Source organism: Algicella marina, assembly GCF_009931615.1.
GTDB lineage: Bacteria > Pseudomonadota > Alphaproteobacteria > Rhodobacterales > Rhodobacteraceae > Algicella > Algicella marina.
The window spans coordinates 414,485-433,578 of sequence record NZ_CP046620.1 but is presented as its reverse complement, the minus strand read 5'-3'; the positions used below and the strand labels follow the sequence as shown (position 1 = coordinate 433,578).

Genomic DNA, 19,094 nt, shown 5'->3' with positions numbered 1-19,094 from the left:
CCAGACGCTTAAAGCTATCTTGTCAAATCTAGCAAAATTTGCGATATGAACAGGGTAGTTTTCGAGCGGTCGGCAGAGGGTTGAGGGACCCGAAACCGGCAACGCAACCGGCGAAAGTTTGCCGATTATGTGCTCGGGTTGAGTGAATGGTAATGATGGTTTCTTTGGGGGTTTGTAGTTCGATGGTCGAGTTTTCCAACGGCGCGTTTGCCGCCGGCACCGTGGGGGGTGCCAACTCAGAACATTCCCATGACAGGTTTTTGAAAGATACTCCGCGCATCTATCGGAACGGCGTGAAACGCTGCCTTGATGTTGCAATGGTGGTTCTCTCCCTTCCTGTTGTCGCACCGGTTATCGGTCTCTTCGCCCTGCTGCTATTTCTGCAGGACGGCAAGAACCCTTTTTACTGGCAGTATCGCATCGGTCGCGCTGGTCGCCGCTTTCGCTTCTGGAAGCTGCGGACGATGGTGCCCAACGCCAAGGACAAGCTGGAAGCGTACCTGGCCGCCAACCCGGCGGCGCGGGTGGAGTGGAACGCAACGCAGAAGCTGAAGAACGATCCGCGCATCACACCACTGGGCCGTTTCCTTCGTAAGACATCGTTGGATGAGTTGACGCAGCTGTGGAATGTGCTGGTCGGTGACATGTCGCTAGTCGGGCCGCGTCCGATGATGCCGGAACAGGTGACGCTCTATCCCGGGCACGCCTACTTCCAGCTTCGTCCGGGCATCACCGGCTTCTGGCAGATTTCTGAGCGCAACGAGTCTTCCTTCTCGTCCCGTGCCCGGTACGATGGCAAGTACAACACCGCCCTGTCTTTCTACACCGACCTCACCGTACTGCTGCGGACCTTCGGTGTGGTTGTTCGGGCCACGGGTCACTGAAAGAAGGCCCTAGCGCCCAGCGTTCCGGCTATCAAAACGAAGTTAGACCGACGGCGGCTCCGGCCGCCGTTTCTCATTCAGGCGAAGGAGAAATAGCCATGGAGATCACGCCAACCGCTTTGGAGGGCGTCATGGTGCTGAAACCGCGGCGGTTCGGAGACCAGCGCGGCTTCTTTTCCGAAACATGGAATCGCAGGGCACTGGGAGAGGCCGGGCTCGACATCGACTTCTGCCAGGACAACCAGTCACTCTCTGCCCAGCGCGGCACCGTGCGCGGGCTGCACTTCCAGGCACCGCCGGTCGCGCAGGACAAACTCGTGCGTTGCGTGCGCGGCCGCATCATGGACGTGGCTGTCGACATTCGCTGCGGTTCCCCGACGTACGGTCGTTGGGTGGCGCAGGAGCTTTCGGCCGAGAACGGTCTACAATTACTCATTCCCAAGGGGTTCCTGCACGGCTTCGCCACACTGACGCCGGATTGCGATGTTCTTTACAAATGCAGTGACTACTATGCGCCGGAGACCGAGGGGGCCGTTCGTTTCGACGACCCCGATCTGGCAATCGACTGGGGGCTGGAGATGAAAGACACCGTGCTTTCCGCGAAGGACGCCGAGGCATCAGCCTTTGCAGATCTCGACAGCCCATTCACTTATCAGGCGGTACCATGAAAATTCTCGTAACCGGTGGCGCCGGTTTCATCGGCTCGGCGGTCGTGCGGCAGGCGATTGCCGAGGGTCTCGAAGTCGTCAACCTCGACGCTTTGACCTATGCGGCCAATATCGCAAATGTCGCATCCGTCGCAGGCCACCCGAACTACGCCTTTGTTCAGGCCGATATTCGCGACCGGACGGCGGTGGATAGCGCCCTTGCCGAACATCAGCCCGACGCGGTGATGCATCTCGCGGCCGAAAGTCATGTTGACAGGTCCATCGACGGGCCTGCGGCCTTCATCGAAACCAACATTACCGGCACCTACGCGCTGCTGGAGGCTGCTCGCGCCTATTGGGAAGGTCGGGGCCGCCCCGAGACATTCCGCTTCCACCACATCTCCACTGATGAGGTTTATGGGAGTCTTGGTGCCGAAGGCCTTTTTACCGAGCAAACAGCTTATGCGCCCAACTCGCCCTATTCTGCCTCCAAAGCCGCTTCCGACCATCTGGCCCGCGCGTGGGGCGAAACTTATGGCCTCCCGGTGCTCATCACCAACTGTTCCAACAACTACGGTCCTTTCCACTTTCCGGAGAAACTGATCCCGGTTGTCATACTCAACGCGCTCGCCGGCAAGGCAATCCCAGTATACGGCAAGGGTGAGAACGTGCGGGACTGGCTGTTTGTCGAAGATCACGCGGCCGCTCTGCTGCATGTGGTACGGGAAGGCGTTGTCGGGCGCGTTTACAACATCGGTGGCGAGAACGAGGCCCGGAACATCGACCTGGTGCAGATGATCTGCGCGATACTCGATCAAAAGCGCCCGCAAGACGCACCGCATGAGCGGCTTGTCACATTCGTTGAGGACAGACCGGGACATGATGCCCGCTATGCGATCGACCCCACCCGTCTGCGCGACGAACTGGGCTGGCGGCCGAGCGTGACGCTGGAAGAGGGACTGCGCAGGACGGTGGACTGGTATCTGGAAAACGAGGCCTGGTGGCGGCCGTTGCTGGAGCGTGATGGTGTCGGCAAGCGCTTGGGGACAGGCACATGACTGTTCTGGTTTTCGGGGCCACCGGCCAGGTGGCGCGCGAGCTTGCGGCGCGCGGCACAGGCATGACGTTTCTCAGTCGCGCAGAGGCAGACCTTTCGCAGCCCGAAGCCTGCCGCAGCGCCATCCTGACGGCCGCGCCTCAGGCTGTGTTCAATGCCGCCGCCTACACTGCCGTCGACAAGGCGGAAGACGAGGAAGCCCTCGCCACGCGCATCAACGGCGATGCGCCCGGAGCAATGGCCGAAGCTTGCCGCACCCTGGATATTCCCTTTCTGCATGTCTCGACGGATTACGTCTTCGACGGCAGCGGGAGCAGGCCGTGGTCACCCGAGGATCTGACGGCGCCACTTTCGGCCTACGGCCGGAGCAAGCTGGCGGGCGAGAACGCCATTCTCGCCTCGGGCGCCACGGCGGCAATACTGCGAACGTCATGGGTCTTCTCTCGCCACGGATCGAACTTCGTGAAAACCATGTTGCGTCTCGGTGCCGAACGCCCCTCTCTACGCATTGTCGCTGATCAGATCGGTGGGCCGACGCCGGCCAGTGCCATTGCTGATGCACTCATCCACATGGCTGGCGAGTTGAGCGAACGGCGCGGCGCGACGGGCCTGTTTCACTTTTCCGGCGCTCCGGATGTCAGTTGGGCCGATTTCGCGCGGACGATCTTTCGCGAAGCGGAACTGGGCTGCACGGTCGAAGACATACCGACAGCCAACTACCCTACACCGGCCTGCCGACCGCTGAATTCCCGGCTCGACTGTTCACGGTTGCAGCAGACATTCGGGATTGCCCGGCCGGACTGGCGGGCAAACCTTCAGGAAGTATTGAACGAGGTTGCACATGCGTAAGGGCGTCATCATGGCCGGCGGCTCCGGCACGCGGCTCTATCCGATCACGCAGGCCGTCAACAAGCAGCTCTTGCCGCTCTATGACAAGCCGATGATCTACTATCCTCTAACCGTTTTGATGCTTGCCGGTGTCCAAGAAGTGGCGCTGATCACGACACCCGACGACCAATCCGCATTCAAGCGCCTGCTGGGTGATGGCAGCCAATGGGGGATGACGATCGACTGGATCGTTCAGAACAGCCCCGACGGCTTGGCGCAGGCGTATCTGCTGGCGGAGGATTTTCTTGAAGGCGGCCCTTCCGCGATGGTGGTCGGCGACAATATCTTTTACGGCCACGGCTTTCAGGGCCTGCTGCTGGAGGCTGCGGCGCGACTCGAAGGTGGTACCGTCTTCGGTTACCAGGTCAGCGATCCCGAGCGCTATGGCGTGGTGGATTTCGACGCTGACGGCCGTGCCACGAAAATTGTCGAAAAACCGGCTGTACCGCCATCGAACTTCGCCGTCACCGGGCTCTACTTTCTCGATGGCCGAGCGCCGGAATGGGCGAAGACCCTGAAACCTTCGGGTCGGGGAGAACTGGAGATTGCGGACCTCCTGCAAATGTATCTGGAAGCAGGCGACCTCAACGTCACGACCATGGGCCGCGGTTACGGCTGGCTCGATACCGGCACCCACGAAAGCCTGCTGGATGCTGGCGCTTTCGTTCAGACGCTGGAGAAGCGGCAGGGCCTGAAGATCGGTTGTCCGGAAGAGGTGGCCTATCTGAAAGGCTGGATAGACGCGTCAGAGCTTGAGCGGCAGGCCCAGAAGTACATCAAGACTGAATACGGCCGCTACCTGCTGCGATTGATCGGCTAACGCCCGCGCGTCCAGCCCGCTTTGCCCTTGCCGAAACGCACGGCCAGCGCAACGGCGACATAGACGCCGAAGCCGACAGGATCGGAGGCTGCCAGTTTCAGCGCTCCGCCCTTGCCCAGTCGCGTCTTGTCGTCGTTCTTCAGCAGGTCCGGGTATCTTGCCTCGATCTCCTGAACTCCGAGATCCTGTCTCCGCCGCACCTTCACGAGTTTGTCGAAGCCCTCGACCATCGGCCATTCATGTCGCGACGGCACGGCATGGCGTTCCCGCGGGGCAAAGTTCAGCCGCACGAACGTGTCGTCCGATATGATATCGGGGAAATCGCCCCAGCGGGCCCGCCCCGGGCCGTTGACCGCATAGATGCCGAAACCCGGTACACCGGTCTGCATGAATGGCACCCGCAAGTAGATGCGGCGATAGGCCCGCGTTGCCCAGCTCCGGGCTTCCTTCACCAGCGGCGTGCCGCTGGCGTAACAGGGTTCCGGGCGGTCCAGAACCCTGGCGATTTCCGTCAACACACCGGGGGAGAGAATGACATCGGCATCAAGATAGGCGCGGGCCGCATGGCTGGCAGCGCCGTCGCCCTTGTTGAGAGCGTTCATCTTGTCGCCCTTGGCCAGGTTCAGAACAGTGTAACCCCAGCCCTTGGCAGCAAACCGGTCCGCATAGTCCCGCGCGATCTCCGCAGTGTTGTCAGTGCAGCCATTGGCGACGACAATCACGTCCGGTGACGGCCGACTCGCGGGCCAATCGGACGCCATAACCGCATCGAGGCAGGCCGAGATATAGCCCTCCTCGTTGTTGGCCGGAATGATGACGCTCAGCATCTGTTCACAGGTCGGCTCAGCCGTTGGCTTCCGTGGATGCGGATACTGGATCGGAACTGCCCTTCAACAACCCTTCCAGCCCGGCCTTCGCGGCGATCTCCTCGATGGGCATCACGTTCTTGTCGATTGCGTTGATGGCAAAGGGTGCGCCGATGATCAGCGCCACGATCGCCACGGTCCAGGCGATGCGACGGCGCTGCAACTCCCAGAATGTCGGCACATACGGGATGGCAACCACCGGGCTAAGGTCCAGCCGCCGTTGCATCTGGCTGGTGCAGCGGATTACCGGGTTGATCAGTTCCAACAACCAAACAATGCCGAATGCTACGACAAAAGTCGCCGCCAGCCCCATGAGCGCGAGTTTCTTGCGGCTGGCACTGATGGACACTTCCGGCACAAGCGCCGTTTCCAGTACCACGAATTGCTCCGACTGCCGGGTTTCCTCCAACCGCTGGCCGGTCTCGGCCTCCACTCGCCGAACGGAAACAACGTTGTACTGGCTCTGCAACTGCTCCAACCGGCGATCGAGCGCGTTCAATTCCATCGTGACACGCGGCATTTCGCTGACTGAAGATTCAAGTTCTTCGCGGCGTTTGGTCAGCGCTTCCTTCTGCTTCTCCAAGGATGCAATCTGGCGATCCTTCATTTGCACCTGGGCGTCGATGGCCGTTTCGCGCAACTGGGTGGAGCCTGTCTCGACAGAGGCGATCTGGCGCTGCAATTGCAGGATTGTCGGATGGTTGGGTGCAAGAACGCGGCTTCGTTCTGCCAGTTCCACTTCCAACTGGCGCAGTTCCTCGTATTCGGGACTGCGTGTCGCGTTGTCGACCACCGGTGCCTGCCCGGTTTTCAGCAGGTCGCGTTCCTGCTCCAAGGCAAGTATCCGGGTGTCAATGTCCAGTTCAGTGCTCTGCAGACGGCCGATTTCCTGGCGCCGGTCACTCAGACCTTCAGGCAGCGCATCGAGGTTCTTGTTCTTGAAATTTGCGATCTCACGCTCAAGTTCGACAATGGCCTCGGCGATGCGGTTTTCTTCCTCCTGGAAGAATTCAAACGTCTGCCGGGCCAGTTCCGTCCGCTTCTGCTCATTCTGGGCAAGAACCGATTCCACGAACCGGTTTGTCGTGTCGGCCGCAAGCTGCGCATCATCAAGCGTCACGGAGATAAACAGGGCCGAGGGCGTGCTGTTCGGGCCGTAACCTGCGCTGGGCGCTGCGACCGTGTTGATCTGCGTCGCTTCCCTGAGCGTCTCCACCTGCAGGTTGACAGGAAGGTCCGGGGTATCGGCAAACAGGCCAAGATCCTCGATCACCTCGATCATGTTACTGCGGGCCATCAGGCGTTGCTCAATCTGCTGCACACGCTCTGCCACGGAACTGTCGGCGGTCGACCGGGCGAGATCGTCAGACACCTGCGGTCGCTGGATCTGAATGGAGGCGGTCGCCATGTAGAGCTTGTTCTGGCTGACAGCGTAGTAGATCGAGGCGCTGAGACCGATTACACAAATGACAAGGAAAAGCAGGATACGGCGGCGGAGCATCCGAGCCATTTCCGCAACGATCTGAAGCTGTTCCGTCATTTCTTGCTACCCACCCAAAACATCGGCTCGCCTGAGCCGCCCACTCTGTACATGCAAGCGCGCAATGTCCGCTGCTCACATCATATCCTATACGCCCGCGAGCAAAGGAAAAACAGTGCTCAAGGACACATATCCTTAAATCGCTGCCTGTTCTTCACGCAGAATTCATCACCCTCGCCACCCGTTTGGGCTGAAAGAGCACAAGATCGCGAATTCTGCCCTTGAGGGATCGGGGTGGCAAAACTTCGCGGTCGCGGTCGAACAGGGTGCCCATCAGGCTGCGGTCGTGCTGCAGGGCCAACTCCGCCCCCCACGCCGCCGCTTGCTCCGGCACGATACCGTCGGCGATGCCCATTTGCGTTGCCAGTGCGCCGGGTATCCAGTCGTTGATGACAATATCGGGGAAGCGGTCGCCCATGTCGGCGATCAGCGCACGCGTGAAAATCCGGCCGGCCCCCTTGGAAACGCTGTAGGCCGAACTGCCTGGCAACGGCGCGAGATCGGCGAATGTGGTAACGTTGACAATCCGGCCGTTGCCGCGTTCCACCATCCGCGACAGCGCTTGGTGGCAACAAGCTATCGTCCCGCCGAGATTGACATTGACCGAGCGCATGTAGACTTCCGGAGGTTCTGCAAGAAAGTCGAAACGCTCGTAGATGGCGGCATTGTTGATCAGGATGGCGATATCGCCGCCCAGCGTGTCGATCTGTGCGAAGGCCGCGCGAACCGCCGCGGCATCGGCAACATCGGCAACAATCGGAACGAAGCGTCCATCGGCAGCCGCGCCGGTTTCTTCCAGCGGCTCCAGCCGACGCCCCAAACCCGCGACTGTCAATCCCGCCGCCGCCAGACGCAAGGATAGCGCCCGGCCTAGCCCTGCGCCGGCACCCGTTATCACGGCGATACCGCCGCTGATCCGCCCGTTCTCGATCGTCACTCAGACAGCCTCCTGCATTTCCACCGTACCGCGCGCCAGCATGCAATCGGCCACCCGCAGTGCATTGGCGGCAATTGTCAGGCTCGGGTTGACCCCCGTCGATGTGGGCATGAAGGAAGCATCGGCCACCGTCAGGTTGGCCACACCGTGGACCCGGCATTCCATGTCCAGAACGCTGTTGGCCTGCTGGGCACCGAACGGCAACGTCCCACAGGGATGGCCGAAATTCAGTTCCGGTCCGAAGCCGAGAAAGAAAAAGCGGTGCCCTTTCAGTCCCTTGCGGATCGCGCGCCGAAATTTACGTCGGCGCTCCAGAAGTTCGCGGGCAAGGTTGTATTCCACAATGATCTCGTCGGGGTTCTCAGCGCTCAGCAACACCCGGTTTTCAGGATAGGGCAAGTCTTCGAGGATACCGGTAAAGATCTTGGCGTCGCCGAACAGTTTTGCAGCGATTGCCGCCGGAATGCGGGTGAATTCGCGCAAGGTCCTGAACCGGCGCAGGAAAGACCGGTCGAACATGCCGTTCAGGAAATGGACGATACTGCCATAGGTGGCATCGACACCCATCGCCTGAAAACTGCCGAACCGCGCGCCCTCGCGATAATAGAAGTCCCGAAGCGCCAGCGCCTTGGTCGGACCCGCGAACTCCGTACCGCGTTTTGGCCAGAGTGCGATCATCTCATTGAGGTGGAACATCAGCCCGCGACCGACCAGGCCCGCCGAATTGCCGAGGCCTTCGGTCGCCTCTTCCGATTTGGAGGCAAGCAGGACACGCGGAGAGCTCAACGCGCCCGCCGCCAGCACGAACTCATCAGCATGAAACCGCATCTCTCCGCCAGCGACATCCGCCACCACGGCCTGCACCCTGCCATCCGCATGCTCCAGCCTGCGCACCCGGCAGCCCGTCAGCAAGCTCGCTCGCCCCGTCGCCAATGCCGGCTCCACTCCGGCGGAGCGGCCATCCATCTTGCACGAGCGTGGGCATTTGAATCCGATGCATTCCTGGCAATCCCGTAGATACTTCAAGCCCATATGCACCCGATAGGGGTGCAGGCCGGAGGCTTCCAGCCCCTTCAGCATCGCCACGTCGCCCGTAGTCATATCCGGCGGTTCACAGATGCCATCAGCCGTGTCGCTGCCCAGCGGGTCCGGCGTGCCACAAACGTGGTACATCCTTTCGGCCTCGGTCAGGTAAGGCGCGAAATCGGCATAGCTCACCGGCCAGCCACCCGTAGGGTGCGGTCGCTCCGGACTGTCGTCCAAATCATGTGGTTCCGGGCGCTCCAGCGATGCGGCATAGAACACCGAAGATCCGCCGACACCTGCTCCCGTCGGGCTGTAGAAGGTGCTCTCCCGGCCATCGATCCGCGCCCGCATCGGCACCGGCCAGTAGCCGCGCAACTCACGCGCCGTTCTGTCACCCAGTTCCGAATCCAGTCCCTGCTGCTCGCGCCGATAGCCCGCCTGCCCGAATTCGAGAAACAACACGGATCGTCCGGCTTCCGCCAGCCTGCGGCCCAGCGTGCCACCGCCGATCCCCGTGCCGATCACGATCACGTCCCAGTGGCGTTCCGCCAGTTCTGCAGCCGTTTGCTGAATGCCCATCTCAGACCGTTCCTTCGCCAACCATGCGATGCACAGGCGCGAAAGCGAATGGAGTGTCCAAACTCATCGAGAACCCTGTCTATACCCCCGATGCCACGCCATCGAGGCCAGACATCGTCGTGAAAATCGTAAATGCGTGGGCATCTTAAGTCCATTGCTGCAGTGCCGCAGTGCCACTTAAACCAGCGTAAACGTGGCAATTGTCAAAGTTGTGGCAGTTGCAGGTGTGCAAGTGCGGTCTGCCGCTTGGCTGGAGGTGGACGAGATGGTAGCGCTCTTGCTCAGGGCCGCACGATCAGGCCGCATATTGTTGTCGAGTTGCAAATGTCTGGGAAGTTTCCATGCCGAAAATCGGGAAGATCGCCTATCTGATTCCTCAGTTTCCCGGCCAGACCCACATGTTCTTCTGGCGTGAGATCGGGGAGGTCGAGGCCCGCGGTACCGGGGTGGAGGTATTCAGCACCCGAATGCCGCCAGCGGGCCTGATCTCTCACGCCTGGTCCCAAGCCGCAATTGCCCGCACGACCTATTTGTTCAACCTCCGCCCGTTGTCTGCCGCGCAGGCGCTTGCCGCGATCCCGTGGAAGCACCTGCGCGCAGACATACGGCAGGAAGGTAAGGGCCTGCTCAAGGAAATCCTCCTCTGCGCCCCCGCCGCCAGAGAGCTTGCCCGGCAGGCGAAGGCGCGTGGCGCAAGACATGTCCATGTTCACTCCTGTGGCCGCTCCGCCCTGATCGCGGCACTGGCCAAACTGATGCATGGTTTGTCCTATTCGCTGACGCTGCACGGCCCGATGTCGGATTACGGAATCGGCCAGCCGCTAAAATGGCGCCACGCCGCCTTCGCGACGATCATTACTGAAAAGCTGCTGGCTGAAGTGCAGACGGACCTCGCCGGCAACCTGCCGCCCGTTCTGCGCGTGCAGGCGATGGGTGTGGATGTCGAGACACTTAAGCGGTCGGAACCATACACACCGCCGCAACCCCGCGAGCCGGTGCGCATCTTTGCATGTGGTCGCCTGAACGTCGTCAAGGGGCATCAGGACCTGTGTGACGCCATCGCAATGCTGACTGCACGGGGCATCGATGCCACACTGGAAATTGCCGGCGAAGACGATGCCGGGGGCAGCGGATTCCGCAAGGTGCTTGAGGAAAAGATCGCCGCAGAAGGTCTGGCGGACCGGGTTACGATGCTGGGCGCGATCGATGCTGACGCCGTACGACAGAAACTGCTGGAGGCGCATATCTTCGTGCTCGCAAGCTGGCACGAACCGCTCGGCGTCGCCTATATGGAAGCAATGAGTTGCGAGGTTCCGACTGTGGGCACCGCAGCCGGCGGCGTCCGAGAACTGATCACGGATGGCGTCGACGGCTATCTTGTCGAACCCAGGTCACCTCAGGCGCTGGCCGACACGCTGGAAAGAATAATCGGGAACCCCGAGGAGGCGGAAACCGTTGCAAAACAGGGGCGTCAGAGGATCGTCAAAGCGTTCCGCTCCAGCCTCGGCGCGGAGACAATCCTCAACGAAGTTGAAAGCCTCGTCATTTGACCGCATATCATGGATCAGATATGTGTTTTGTTTCCCAGTCGGCAAGGGTTCGCTGAATGTCTGTAGACGCCCAGGGCAGAGAAATCGTCCTTTCCCATTTCGGAATGAACGAACGCCCGTTCTCGTCCCAACCGGACCCTGAATACCTGTATTGGTCGGATGCCCACAGGCAAGCCTACACGATGCTGGATTACGGTTTGATGAGTGGCGCACCGATCACCGTGATCACCGGCGAAGTCGGCACAGGCAAGACCTCTCTCCTGCGCCACCTGCTACGCAATATCGGCCCCGATGTTTCCGCCGGGCTGGTCTCCACGGCCGGTGGCGGGAGAGCAGAACTGCTGCACTGGGTGCTGTTGGCGCTCGGTCAGGAGAGTAACCCGGAGATTGGCTACGTTCGGCTTCACGCCCAGTTCCAGTCCTTCCTCATCAGCGAATTTCAGGCCGGGCGGCGGACACTGTTGATCTTCGATGAGGCACAGAACCTCTCGATCGAAACACTGGAGGAGTTGCGGCTTTTCACCAACATCAATGCCGACAGCGACTCCCTGCTGCAACTGGTGCTGTTCGGCCAACCGGGTTTGCGCGAGACACTGTCCCGGCCAGAACTGCTGCCCTTCGCGCAGCGGGTGTCCGCGGATTACCATATTCCGGCGATGGATCTGGAAGCCGTCGAAGGCATGATCGCCCATCGTCTGGAAGCGGCTGGTGCCAACCCCGCCATCTTCACGCCCGGCGCCATGGCGGGCATCTTCCGGGCCACGGGCGGCCTGCCCCGCCGCGTCAGCCAGATCTGCGACTATGCCCTCGTCTATGCTTACGGCGCCGGTCAGGACGAAGTGAACTCCGAAATCGTCGACCTCGTCGTCCGTGACCGCATGGCGGAGGGTCATTTCCTGTCTCTCGCCCCGAAGTCCAAGCGGGACAAGTCCGTGCCTGCGCCGCGCCTTGGCGGCGTGCCGGATCTAAAGGCACCGCCCCGTGACGAGGACGACACCGAACCGCCTCCTCCCACCGTGCAGACCACGGTGGAGCAGCCGAAGGCACCCCGACTCGGCCCGGCGCCGGATCCGCTGTTCATGCGCCACCCCCGAAACCGCTCCAACAAACGGTGAACATTCCGCAGCCTGCATGTTGCAAATGCGCACCTCTGCGCTGCGTCCATCCGGCCGAAGCGGCGGTTTTCCTTTGTCATGGCCGCCAGTGGCCATAAACTTGCAACCAAATGCGCTGGGTTTCGTGAGCCGGCGCTCCATTTCGTGATCGAGGCACTGTAACCATGTCCGTACTGCGCGCAGTCTGTACCATCCTGATTCTCATCGCCGGAGCCGCCAGCGCGGTCGCGCAAACATATCGCATCGAGCCGGGCGACATTCTTGAAATCAGCGTACTGGAAGATCAGACGCTCAGTCGTCGCGCCCTTGTGGCGCCCGACGGTCGCGTTACCCTGCCGCTTGCCGGTTCGGTCCGCGCTGCCGGTCTGACGGTGGAGCAGGTTCAGCGCAGTCTCGCCGCCGCCCTGTCCAGCAACTTTGCCCAGCCGCCGAGCGTTTTCGTGGCGCTCGCACAGCAGGCGCCGGAAGGCACCCCCCTTCCGGAGCCGGAAGCGCCGACGATCTTCGTCTACGTTCTCGGAGAGGTCGCCGAACCCGGACAGGCCGAAATTCCGAAAAACGCCACCCTGCTGCAGGCCCTGTCCGTCGCCGGGGGGCCGACACCTTTCGCCGCAACGCGCCGCATCCAGCTTCGCCGTGCAATTCCCGGCTCTGGCGGCGACGCCGTGACCGTCATCGACTACAAGTCGATTCTCCGCGGCGCCAGCCTTCAGGGCCTTGCCCCGCTGCGCGAGGGTGACGTGATCCTCGTGCCAGAGCGCGGATTGTTCGAGTGAATGGCACGACAAAACTTCGTCCCGTACTCACGATCAGCCTTCTGAGCCTCGCGGGAACAGCAATTCCGCAATCGGTTCCGGAGCCGCTGCGTGACGGTGGGCAACGATTCGCCGGCGTTGTGACGCAGGCCTTCGAAGCCGACAGCAATTTTGCACTCGATCCCGACGACGACGATCCCTCGTTATTTGCGACCACAACGCTCGGGCTCGGCTATTTTACGGACACGCGCACCCAGAGTTTCTCCGTCATCTCCGATATCGAACTGCGTGGCATCAAGCGCAGCGACGATGACGCGGTTGCTCTGGTAACGCTTCCGAGCCTGGACATCGGTTATGATCGCATCGGCTCCGCCAGCTCCTTCGGCATCGAGGCCGGTTTCCGAGAAACTTCGCTACTCGCGCGCCGCACGCCTGAAGCCGGGTTCACCGATTCCGGCTTCGTCGTTCCCGGCGACCTGACGCCAGAAGAAGGCTCTGGCAGGCGGCAGGATTACGATGCCGGCGTCGCGTTCACTTTTGGTGAAGGCGGACCGATCGAGGGCAGCTTTGCCCTGGATTACGATCGCACTCTCTATATCGGCGCCAATGACGACCTTAACGACGTCTTTGCCGTTGCCGCCACCGGTGGGCTGGATTTCCGGATCAACCCGGTAATAACCGGCGTGCTTGAATCCGGCGCATCCTACACCGAAGTCGACTCGGCGGAAGGCGAGGAACGCCGCGCAGCCAACTTCCGGGCCGGAATCGAGTATGACGTCTCCGAACGCCTCATGCTGACATCCGGCGTAGGTTACATCTTCGATGAACAGATTCGCGGCGACACGACGGAGCGGCTGGAAGGCCCGCTCTTTGATGTCGGTTTCGAACTCGGTTTCCAGCGCAGTACACTCGGCGCCGCCGCTGCCGTCGTCATCCCCGATGAAGGCAGCCTCGTCTTCCTCGGTGGTATTGGCTACGAGCATGAGTGGCGTACCGGCGGCGCAGCCGCGGAATTTGCACTCGAATCCCGCGAGACCGGCGATACCGTCGGCACCGCCACGGTTTCCATCAGCCAGGATCTCGGGCGCGGCGACCTGCGCTTCAACCTCAGCCGCAGCCTGGAGACTTCCCGTGAAGGCGACGACACGATCATCTCGGCCTTCGGTCTGGGATATTTCCAGCCGGTAAGTAACCGTATCAACTTCGGCGCCGAAGTGGCGGGAGCCGTCAGCGAGAACCTCGATGTGGAGGGAGATGACCGCACCCAGTTCCGGCTCTCGGTTGGTGCGGAATACCTGCTGACGGAACGGGCCAGCATTTCCGCCCGCTACAGCCATCGCCGCGAAAGCATCGAGGACTCCGCTTCCGGACATTCACTGCGGATCGCGCTGGAAGTGCCGTTCGGCGGATAAATTGGCGTTTCGCCGCCTGCTTCGGCTAGGCACGGGAGCAGGCTTCACTCTAGGATAGGCCAACAGTTTCAGGCAAATGGAATCCGATTTCATGATTACCCCCGTCATCCTCTGCGGAGGCTCCGGCACGCGGCTGTGGCCGCTTTCCCGCAAATCCTATCCCAAGCAATTCTCCTCACTGGTGGGTGACGATAGCCCTTTCATCGCGACCTGCCGCCGCCTATCCGGCCCGGATTTCGATGCGCCGGTGGTGATGACAAATGCGGACTTCCGTTTTCTGGTCACGGATCAACTGGCACAACTTGGGCTGGCCGACGCCCGCATCCTGATAGAACCAGCGTCACGCAACACCGCACCCGCCATCCTGACAGCCGCACTGTCACTCGCTGACACGCCCGACGCACTGATGCTCGTCGCGCCGTCCGATCACCTGATCGGTGACGAAGCCGGCTTCCGCGCAGCAGTCGAAAAGGGTGCCGAGGCAGCACGGTCCGGCCAGCTCGTCACCTTCGGGATCACCCCGACGCGGGCGGAAACCGGATATGGCTACCTTGAACTCGCCGACTCCCCGGACAATGGCAACTCTCAGTCCGTGCGCAAATTCGTCGAGAAACCGGAGCTGCCACGCGCCGAGGAAATGCTCGCCGCCGGAAATTACCTGTGGAACGCGGGTATCTTCCTGTTCCGCGTTCGCGACATCCTCGCGGCGTTCGAAGCGAAAGCTCCCGACCTTTTCGCGCCCTGCAAGGCCGCATGGGAAGCCGCCAGCCCTGACCTCGGCTTCTTCCGCCTTGGCGAAGAAGCTTATGCCGAGGCCCGCGACGTCTCCATCGACTATGCGGTGATGGAAAAATCCGACAACATCACGGCCGTCCCCTACGGTGGCGGCTGGTCCGATCTCGGCGCCTGGGATGCGATTCTGGATGCCCTCCACAAGGATGAGAGCGGCAATGCCACCTACGGCTCCGCTACAGCCGTGCATTGTGAGAACACGTTGCTGCGCTCGGAGGACAAGGGCATGCAACTTGTCGGCCTCGGTCTGAAAGATACGATCGCCGTGGCGATGCGCGACGCCGTGCTGGTGGCCAATCTCGACGATGCACAACGCGTGAAGGATGTGGTGACGATCCTGAAGCAACGAGACATCCCACAGGCTGTTGATTTTCCTCGATTTCACCGCCCATGGGGCTGGTACGAAACCTTGTGCATCGACACCCGTTTCCAGGTGAAACGCATCATGGTCAAGCCCGGTGGCATCCTGTCGCTGCAAAGCCACATGCACCGGTCGGAACATTGGGTCGTCGTGGCAGGCACGGCCCGCGTCACCGTCGGCGAAGAAGTAAAGCTATTGTCAGAGAACCAGTCGGTCTACATTCCACTTGGCGCCGTGCACAGGATGGAGAACCCGGGCAAAGTGCCGATGTACCTGATCGAGGTGCAGACGGGTACCTATCTAGGTGAGGATGACATCATTCGATACGAAGACGTTTACGCACGGGCCTGAACCAGCCTTTCTGGCGATCAGGCCCTCGCCTCGCGTTGGCTCACCTTCTCTCGGATCAGGCTCTCGACCTTCTTGCGCCATGCACCCCAGTTCAATGTCTCCATGTAGAACTGGCGGCTGCTTGCACGCAGGCTTGAATACTGGGCAGCATCGTCGCGCAAGGACGCTATCCGTGCCACGAAATCCTCGGGGCCGGAACCAACCGGCAGTGCAAAGCCGTTGACCCCGTTGAACACCGGCACTCCACCGACATTCAGACACAGCGACGGAATGGCGTGGGCAGATGCCTCGCAAAAGGCGAAGCCGTAGGATTCAAACGACGGGATCAGCGCGAAATGCGCTGTGCGGAACGCCTCGTCAAAGATGCGCCTCTGCTCTGGAACGTTCTTGTCGAGATAGCCGTGATCGGTCAGCTCCGGGCGGCGGTCCGCGTCGGGAACACGGCAACCGATAACCGTCAGACGCGCCCGGATACCTCTGGCTTTCAGCGCGTCAAGCACCGCCACGGCCGTCGGGCCGCCCTTCAGTTCCCAATCTCGCCCGACGAGCAGCAGGTTAACCTCCTCATCCATCGGATTTTCGATAGATATGGAATCCTTTGGCGGCATGGCGATGTTCGCGCCCCACGGCACAAGATGGGATTGTTCCTCGCTGAGCCCATACCGCTCATCCGCGCCGCGTTTCATCCATTCCGACGGCCACAGCAACAGGTCCGTGTTGCGCAACACCTTCCGTTCGTTGGCCTCGATCCAGGAGTCCAGCAGGCGTGCGGGAGAGAAGAACGATCCGTGCGCCCGCCCCACCACGGACTGTTTGTAAATGGTCTGTGTCGCGTCGGATGTGAACACCGTCGTGATCGGATAGGGCGGCGTCAGGTTCAGAAGGCTGTGAAAGCTGTAGGAGGCAAACAAAACGTCATATTGTCCCCGTGCCAGTTCCCGCCGGACGCCGTTGGAAATGATCCGCGAGAGCAGCATGTGCGTCCGGAAGCGGGAGCGCAACAAAAGACTTTCGGGCAATTTTTCCAGCAGGCGCCGCACCGGCTCCATGGCGTGCCACTCACTGCTGAGCACTGTCACGTCGCCGAACTTTTTCACGCTTTCCAGGATCCGCTTGTTGCCGCCTGAATAGGTCCACGACAACCGCGGGTCGAGGTCGCTAAGATAGGCAATCCTGAGGGGGCGATCCTCGATACTTGACGACTTGTTACCTGCCACGACGCCCCCTGGAACAGTCGCCTGAAAGCGCACTTTCTCGATACCGTTTACAAATCTGTCCGTACACTCGTAACGCATTACAATAACTCATTCGTTTCAGGTCGTGACAGGGACAGGTATGCCCGGAATGCGGTTCCGTTTCTGTGCCCTCCGTCACAAATCTCCTCCTCAAAATTTCAGAACCCCATAAGGTTGGCGTCGATTATACCTTTTTGGATAAACGTCTGGCGGTCCGTCTCCGGTTCCCAGCCGAGAATCTCTTTCGGCTGCCGGTTGTCAAACGGTGTGAAATGCGCACGGCTCTGCCAGTCTTTCAACGAGGCACGGCTCAATCCCTTGCGCCCCAGCACCTTCGTCTTCAGGAAATGCTTCACGCTGGCAGCGGCATGGAACATGTGCAGATTGCCCGGTCGCACGTCGATCTTCGCCCCCAAAGCTTCGTGGATGGCGTCGAAGTAGCCCCTCGCGCTCATCATCGGCTCGCCGACGAGGTTGAACGACCGGCCGACGGCATCCTCGTTGTCCATCATCCGGATCAGCCCGTCCGATACATCCTCGATCAGCACGAAGGGCAGGATGTTGCGCCCGTGGCCCCAGATGCGCACGGCACCCGCCCCGTGCCAGCGCCCGATGCCCCAGTGCTGCAACGGCCCGCCCGGCCCGATCACGATGCCGGGCCGCGCGATCACCAGCGGCAGCCCCTTCTCGCGGTGCATTTCCATCAGCCGCCGCTCGCATTCAGCCTTGGAGCGGGCGTACATGTTGCGGTCCGTCAGATCGTCGCCGAAGCTCACGTCCTCGGTGATGGTGCCCTCGGGAGAGGCCATGTTGTAGGAGGCGATGGTGCCGGTGTAGATCAGCCGCTTCACGCCCGCTTCCAGCGCAGCCTCTGCGATGCCCACGGCCACGCCCACATCGTTTTCCAGCGCCGCTTCCCACGTGTCGTCCATCGACTTGGCGAGGTTGTAGACCACATCGATCCCTTCCATCGCCTTCGCCAGCCCCGCGCGGTCCTTCAGTGAAACGCCGACGGTTTCCACGTGGTCTGCCAGATCGGGGAACGGCCCGTTGCGGCCCCGGCTGAGCACGCGCACATCGTGCCCGCGTTCCACCAGCGTCCGCGTCAGGTGCCGCCCGATGAAGCCCGTGCCGCCGATCACCATCACCTTCGGCTCGGGCTTTCGCGTCGCCGGTTTGGCCACAGGCACGTATCCCGGCAGCAGCGCCACCGTCTCGTCGATCGCCGTCATCACCTTCACGGCAGACGCGCCGGAGAAGCGGCTGTCGATCGGCTTGTCATCGCGGATCGCCTCGTAGAACGGCCCGATAGTGCCGAGGAAGCTCAGCCCGTATGGCGATTTCTGGTTCAGGGTGCGTGTCTGCAGAAAGGCATTCCCGAACGCCTCCTTCAGGTTCTGCATCCCCTGCCCCGCCGCCCGGCGGAACGGGTTGAGGATCAGGTCGGAGGCATTCTCCCGCGTCACCACCAGCGTGTCGTTGGCATAGTCGAGCAGCGCCATCCCGGCCGAGCCGCGCACCGTCACGCTGCGGTCGTCCAGCGCCTCGACCAGCGAGAGGTGGAACGTCACATCCACCCCGCCCGCCGTGCACATGATCCGCCACACCTGGTGGCGGATGTCATCGCCCGGCAGCGCCACGGGTTTGGAAAGGCGCAGCGTGAAATCCGAGGGCACGCCGAACAGATCGACGCAGAAGGCATAGAGATGCGGCCCAAGCTCCAGCAGCAGGTTCTTCGGTTCGCGCAGCATCCAGATGGTGTAGGGGCCCGAGCGCAGCGGCGCGAGCGGGAAGCGCCAGTTGATCTCGGCCGAGGCGATGCGGCCCAGTTCGCCGCTCGTCACCATGCCCTTCAGCTTCTCGTATTTCGGCGTGCCGAGGAAGTTGTGCCCTGCCGCGAAGATCTTTCCGGTGGCCTCAGAGGCCGCCTGCATCGCCGCCGTCTCTTCCGCGCCCAGCGCCACGGGTTTTTCGACGAAAGCGTGCAGCCCGCCCTCCATCGCCTGAATGGCCAGATCCTTGTGCACCTGCGGCGGTGTCACGATGTGCACCGCGTCGCAGATCCCGGCGGCGATCAGGTCGTCCAGCGAGGTGAAGGGCTTCGCACCGTAGGCACCTGCCAGCGCCTCGGCGGCGGCGGGCGAGGTATCGCACACCGCCGTCAATTCCACCCCCGGCAATGCCTTGATCGTGTTGGCGTGCCACGTGGCGATGTATCCGGCGCCCACCAGACCTGCGCGCAATGTATTCGTCATGAACTCAACAACCTATCCATTCGA

General features: G+C 61.5%; 16 protein-coding genes. 10 read left to right on the top strand and 6 right to left on the bottom strand.

Annotation, left to right across the window (positions count from 1 at the left end; genetic code table 11):
* Positions 1–182 precede the first annotated feature (182 nt).
* From GO499_RS02265 to rfbA, 5 genes are all read left to right on the top strand, one after another.
* Entirely contained in the window at positions 183–884 is a 702-nt protein-coding gene (locus GO499_RS02265) for a sugar transferase (protein WP_161860661.1), read from the top strand.
* A 98-nt stretch (positions 885–982) separates the two neighbouring features.
* Entirely contained in the window at positions 983–1,552 is a 570-nt protein-coding gene (gene rfbC / locus GO499_RS02260; protein ID WP_161860660.1) for a dTDP-4-dehydrorhamnose 3,5-epimerase, read from the top strand.
* Positions 1,549–2,589 carry a dTDP-glucose 4,6-dehydratase gene (gene rfbB / locus GO499_RS02255; protein ID WP_161860659.1) on the top strand — a complete coding sequence of 347 codons (1,041 nt, stop codon included), beginning with the start codon at positions 1,549–1,551 and terminating at the stop codon, positions 2,587–2,589. The genes rfbC and rfbB overlap by 4 nt, the downstream gene beginning before the upstream one ends.
* Entirely contained in the window at positions 2,586–3,437 is an 852-nt protein-coding gene (rfbD, locus tag GO499_RS02250; protein ID WP_161860658.1) for a dTDP-4-dehydrorhamnose reductase, read from the top strand. Before rfbB ends, rfbD begins: the two co-directional genes overlap by 4 nt.
* The gene (rfbA, locus tag GO499_RS02245; RefSeq protein WP_161860657.1) at positions 3,430–4,296 is read left to right on the top strand and encodes a glucose-1-phosphate thymidylyltransferase RfbA; all 867 of its coding nucleotides are present in this window, start codon (positions 3,430–3,432) and stop codon (positions 4,294–4,296) included. The genes rfbD and rfbA overlap by 8 nt, the downstream gene beginning before the upstream one ends.
* On the opposite strand, the gene GO499_RS02240 is transcribed toward rfbA, so the two are convergent.
* The 4 genes from GO499_RS02240 to GO499_RS02225 all read right to left on the bottom strand — a co-directional run bounded on the left by GO499_RS02240 (position 4,293) and on the right by GO499_RS02225 (position 9,244).
* On the bottom strand, positions 4,293–5,123 hold the full coding sequence (locus GO499_RS02240) for a glycosyltransferase (RefSeq protein ID WP_161860656.1): 831 nt from the start codon (positions 5,121–5,123) through the stop codon (positions 4,293–4,295). The two genes, rfbA and GO499_RS02240, sit on opposite strands and share 4 nt — an antisense overlap.
* Positions 5,124–5,139: 16 nt before the next feature.
* Entirely contained in the window at positions 5,140–6,702 is a 1,563-nt protein-coding gene (locus GO499_RS02235; protein WP_161860655.1) for a GumC family protein, read from the bottom strand.
* A gap of 154 nt (positions 6,703–6,856) precedes the next feature.
* Positions 6,857–7,639, bottom strand: a complete 783-nt coding sequence (locus GO499_RS02230) for an SDR family oxidoreductase (protein ID WP_284154865.1) — start codon at positions 7,637–7,639, stop codon at positions 6,857–6,859.
* Positions 7,640–9,244, bottom strand: a complete 1,605-nt coding sequence (locus GO499_RS02225; protein ID WP_161860654.1) for a GMC oxidoreductase — start codon at positions 9,242–9,244, stop codon at positions 7,640–7,642.
* A 341-nt stretch (positions 9,245–9,585) separates the two neighbouring features.
* Here GO499_RS02225 and epsE point away from each other — a divergent pair, with 341 nt between their 5' ends.
* From epsE to GO499_RS02200, 5 genes are all read left to right on the top strand, one after another.
* On the top strand, positions 9,586–10,794 hold the full coding sequence (gene epsE, locus GO499_RS02220; RefSeq protein ID WP_161860653.1) for an exopolysaccharide biosynthesis GT4 family glycosyltransferase EpsE: 1,209 nt from the start codon (positions 9,586–9,588) through the stop codon (positions 10,792–10,794).
* 56 nt (positions 10,795–10,850) lie between these two features.
* The gene (locus GO499_RS02215) at positions 10,851–11,909 is read left to right on the top strand and encodes an ExeA family protein (RefSeq protein WP_161860652.1); all 1,059 of its coding nucleotides are present in this window, start codon (positions 10,851–10,853) and stop codon (positions 11,907–11,909) included.
* A 164-nt stretch (positions 11,910–12,073) separates the two neighbouring features.
* Positions 12,074–12,685: a polysaccharide biosynthesis/export family protein gene (locus GO499_RS02210; protein WP_161860651.1), complete on the top strand. Its 612-nt coding sequence runs from the start codon at positions 12,074–12,076 to the stop codon at positions 12,683–12,685.
* Positions 12,682–14,076 (top strand): hypothetical protein, encoded by a 1,395-nt coding sequence (locus GO499_RS02205; protein ID WP_161860650.1) that lies wholly within the window; start codon positions 12,682–12,684, stop codon positions 14,074–14,076. The genes GO499_RS02210 and GO499_RS02205 overlap by 4 nt, the downstream gene beginning before the upstream one ends.
* A gap of 91 nt (positions 14,077–14,167) precedes the next feature.
* Positions 14,168–15,580 (top strand): mannose-1-phosphate guanylyltransferase/mannose-6-phosphate isomerase, encoded by a 1,413-nt coding sequence (locus tag GO499_RS02200; protein ID WP_161860649.1) that lies wholly within the window; start codon positions 14,168–14,170, stop codon positions 15,578–15,580.
* 17 nt (positions 15,581–15,597) lie between these two features.
* Here GO499_RS02200 and GO499_RS02195 read toward each other — a convergent pair whose 3' ends face one another.
* Complete coding sequence (locus GO499_RS02195; RefSeq protein ID WP_284154864.1) at positions 15,598–16,797, bottom strand: glycosyltransferase family 4 protein; 1,200 nt, start codon at positions 16,795–16,797, stop codon at positions 15,598–15,600.
* Between the two features lie 176 nt (positions 16,798–16,973).
* Complete coding sequence (locus GO499_RS02190) at positions 16,974–19,070, bottom strand: NAD-dependent epimerase/dehydratase family protein (protein WP_161860648.1); 2,097 nt, start codon at positions 19,068–19,070, stop codon at positions 16,974–16,976.
* Between the last annotated feature and the right edge of the window lie 24 nt (positions 19,071–19,094).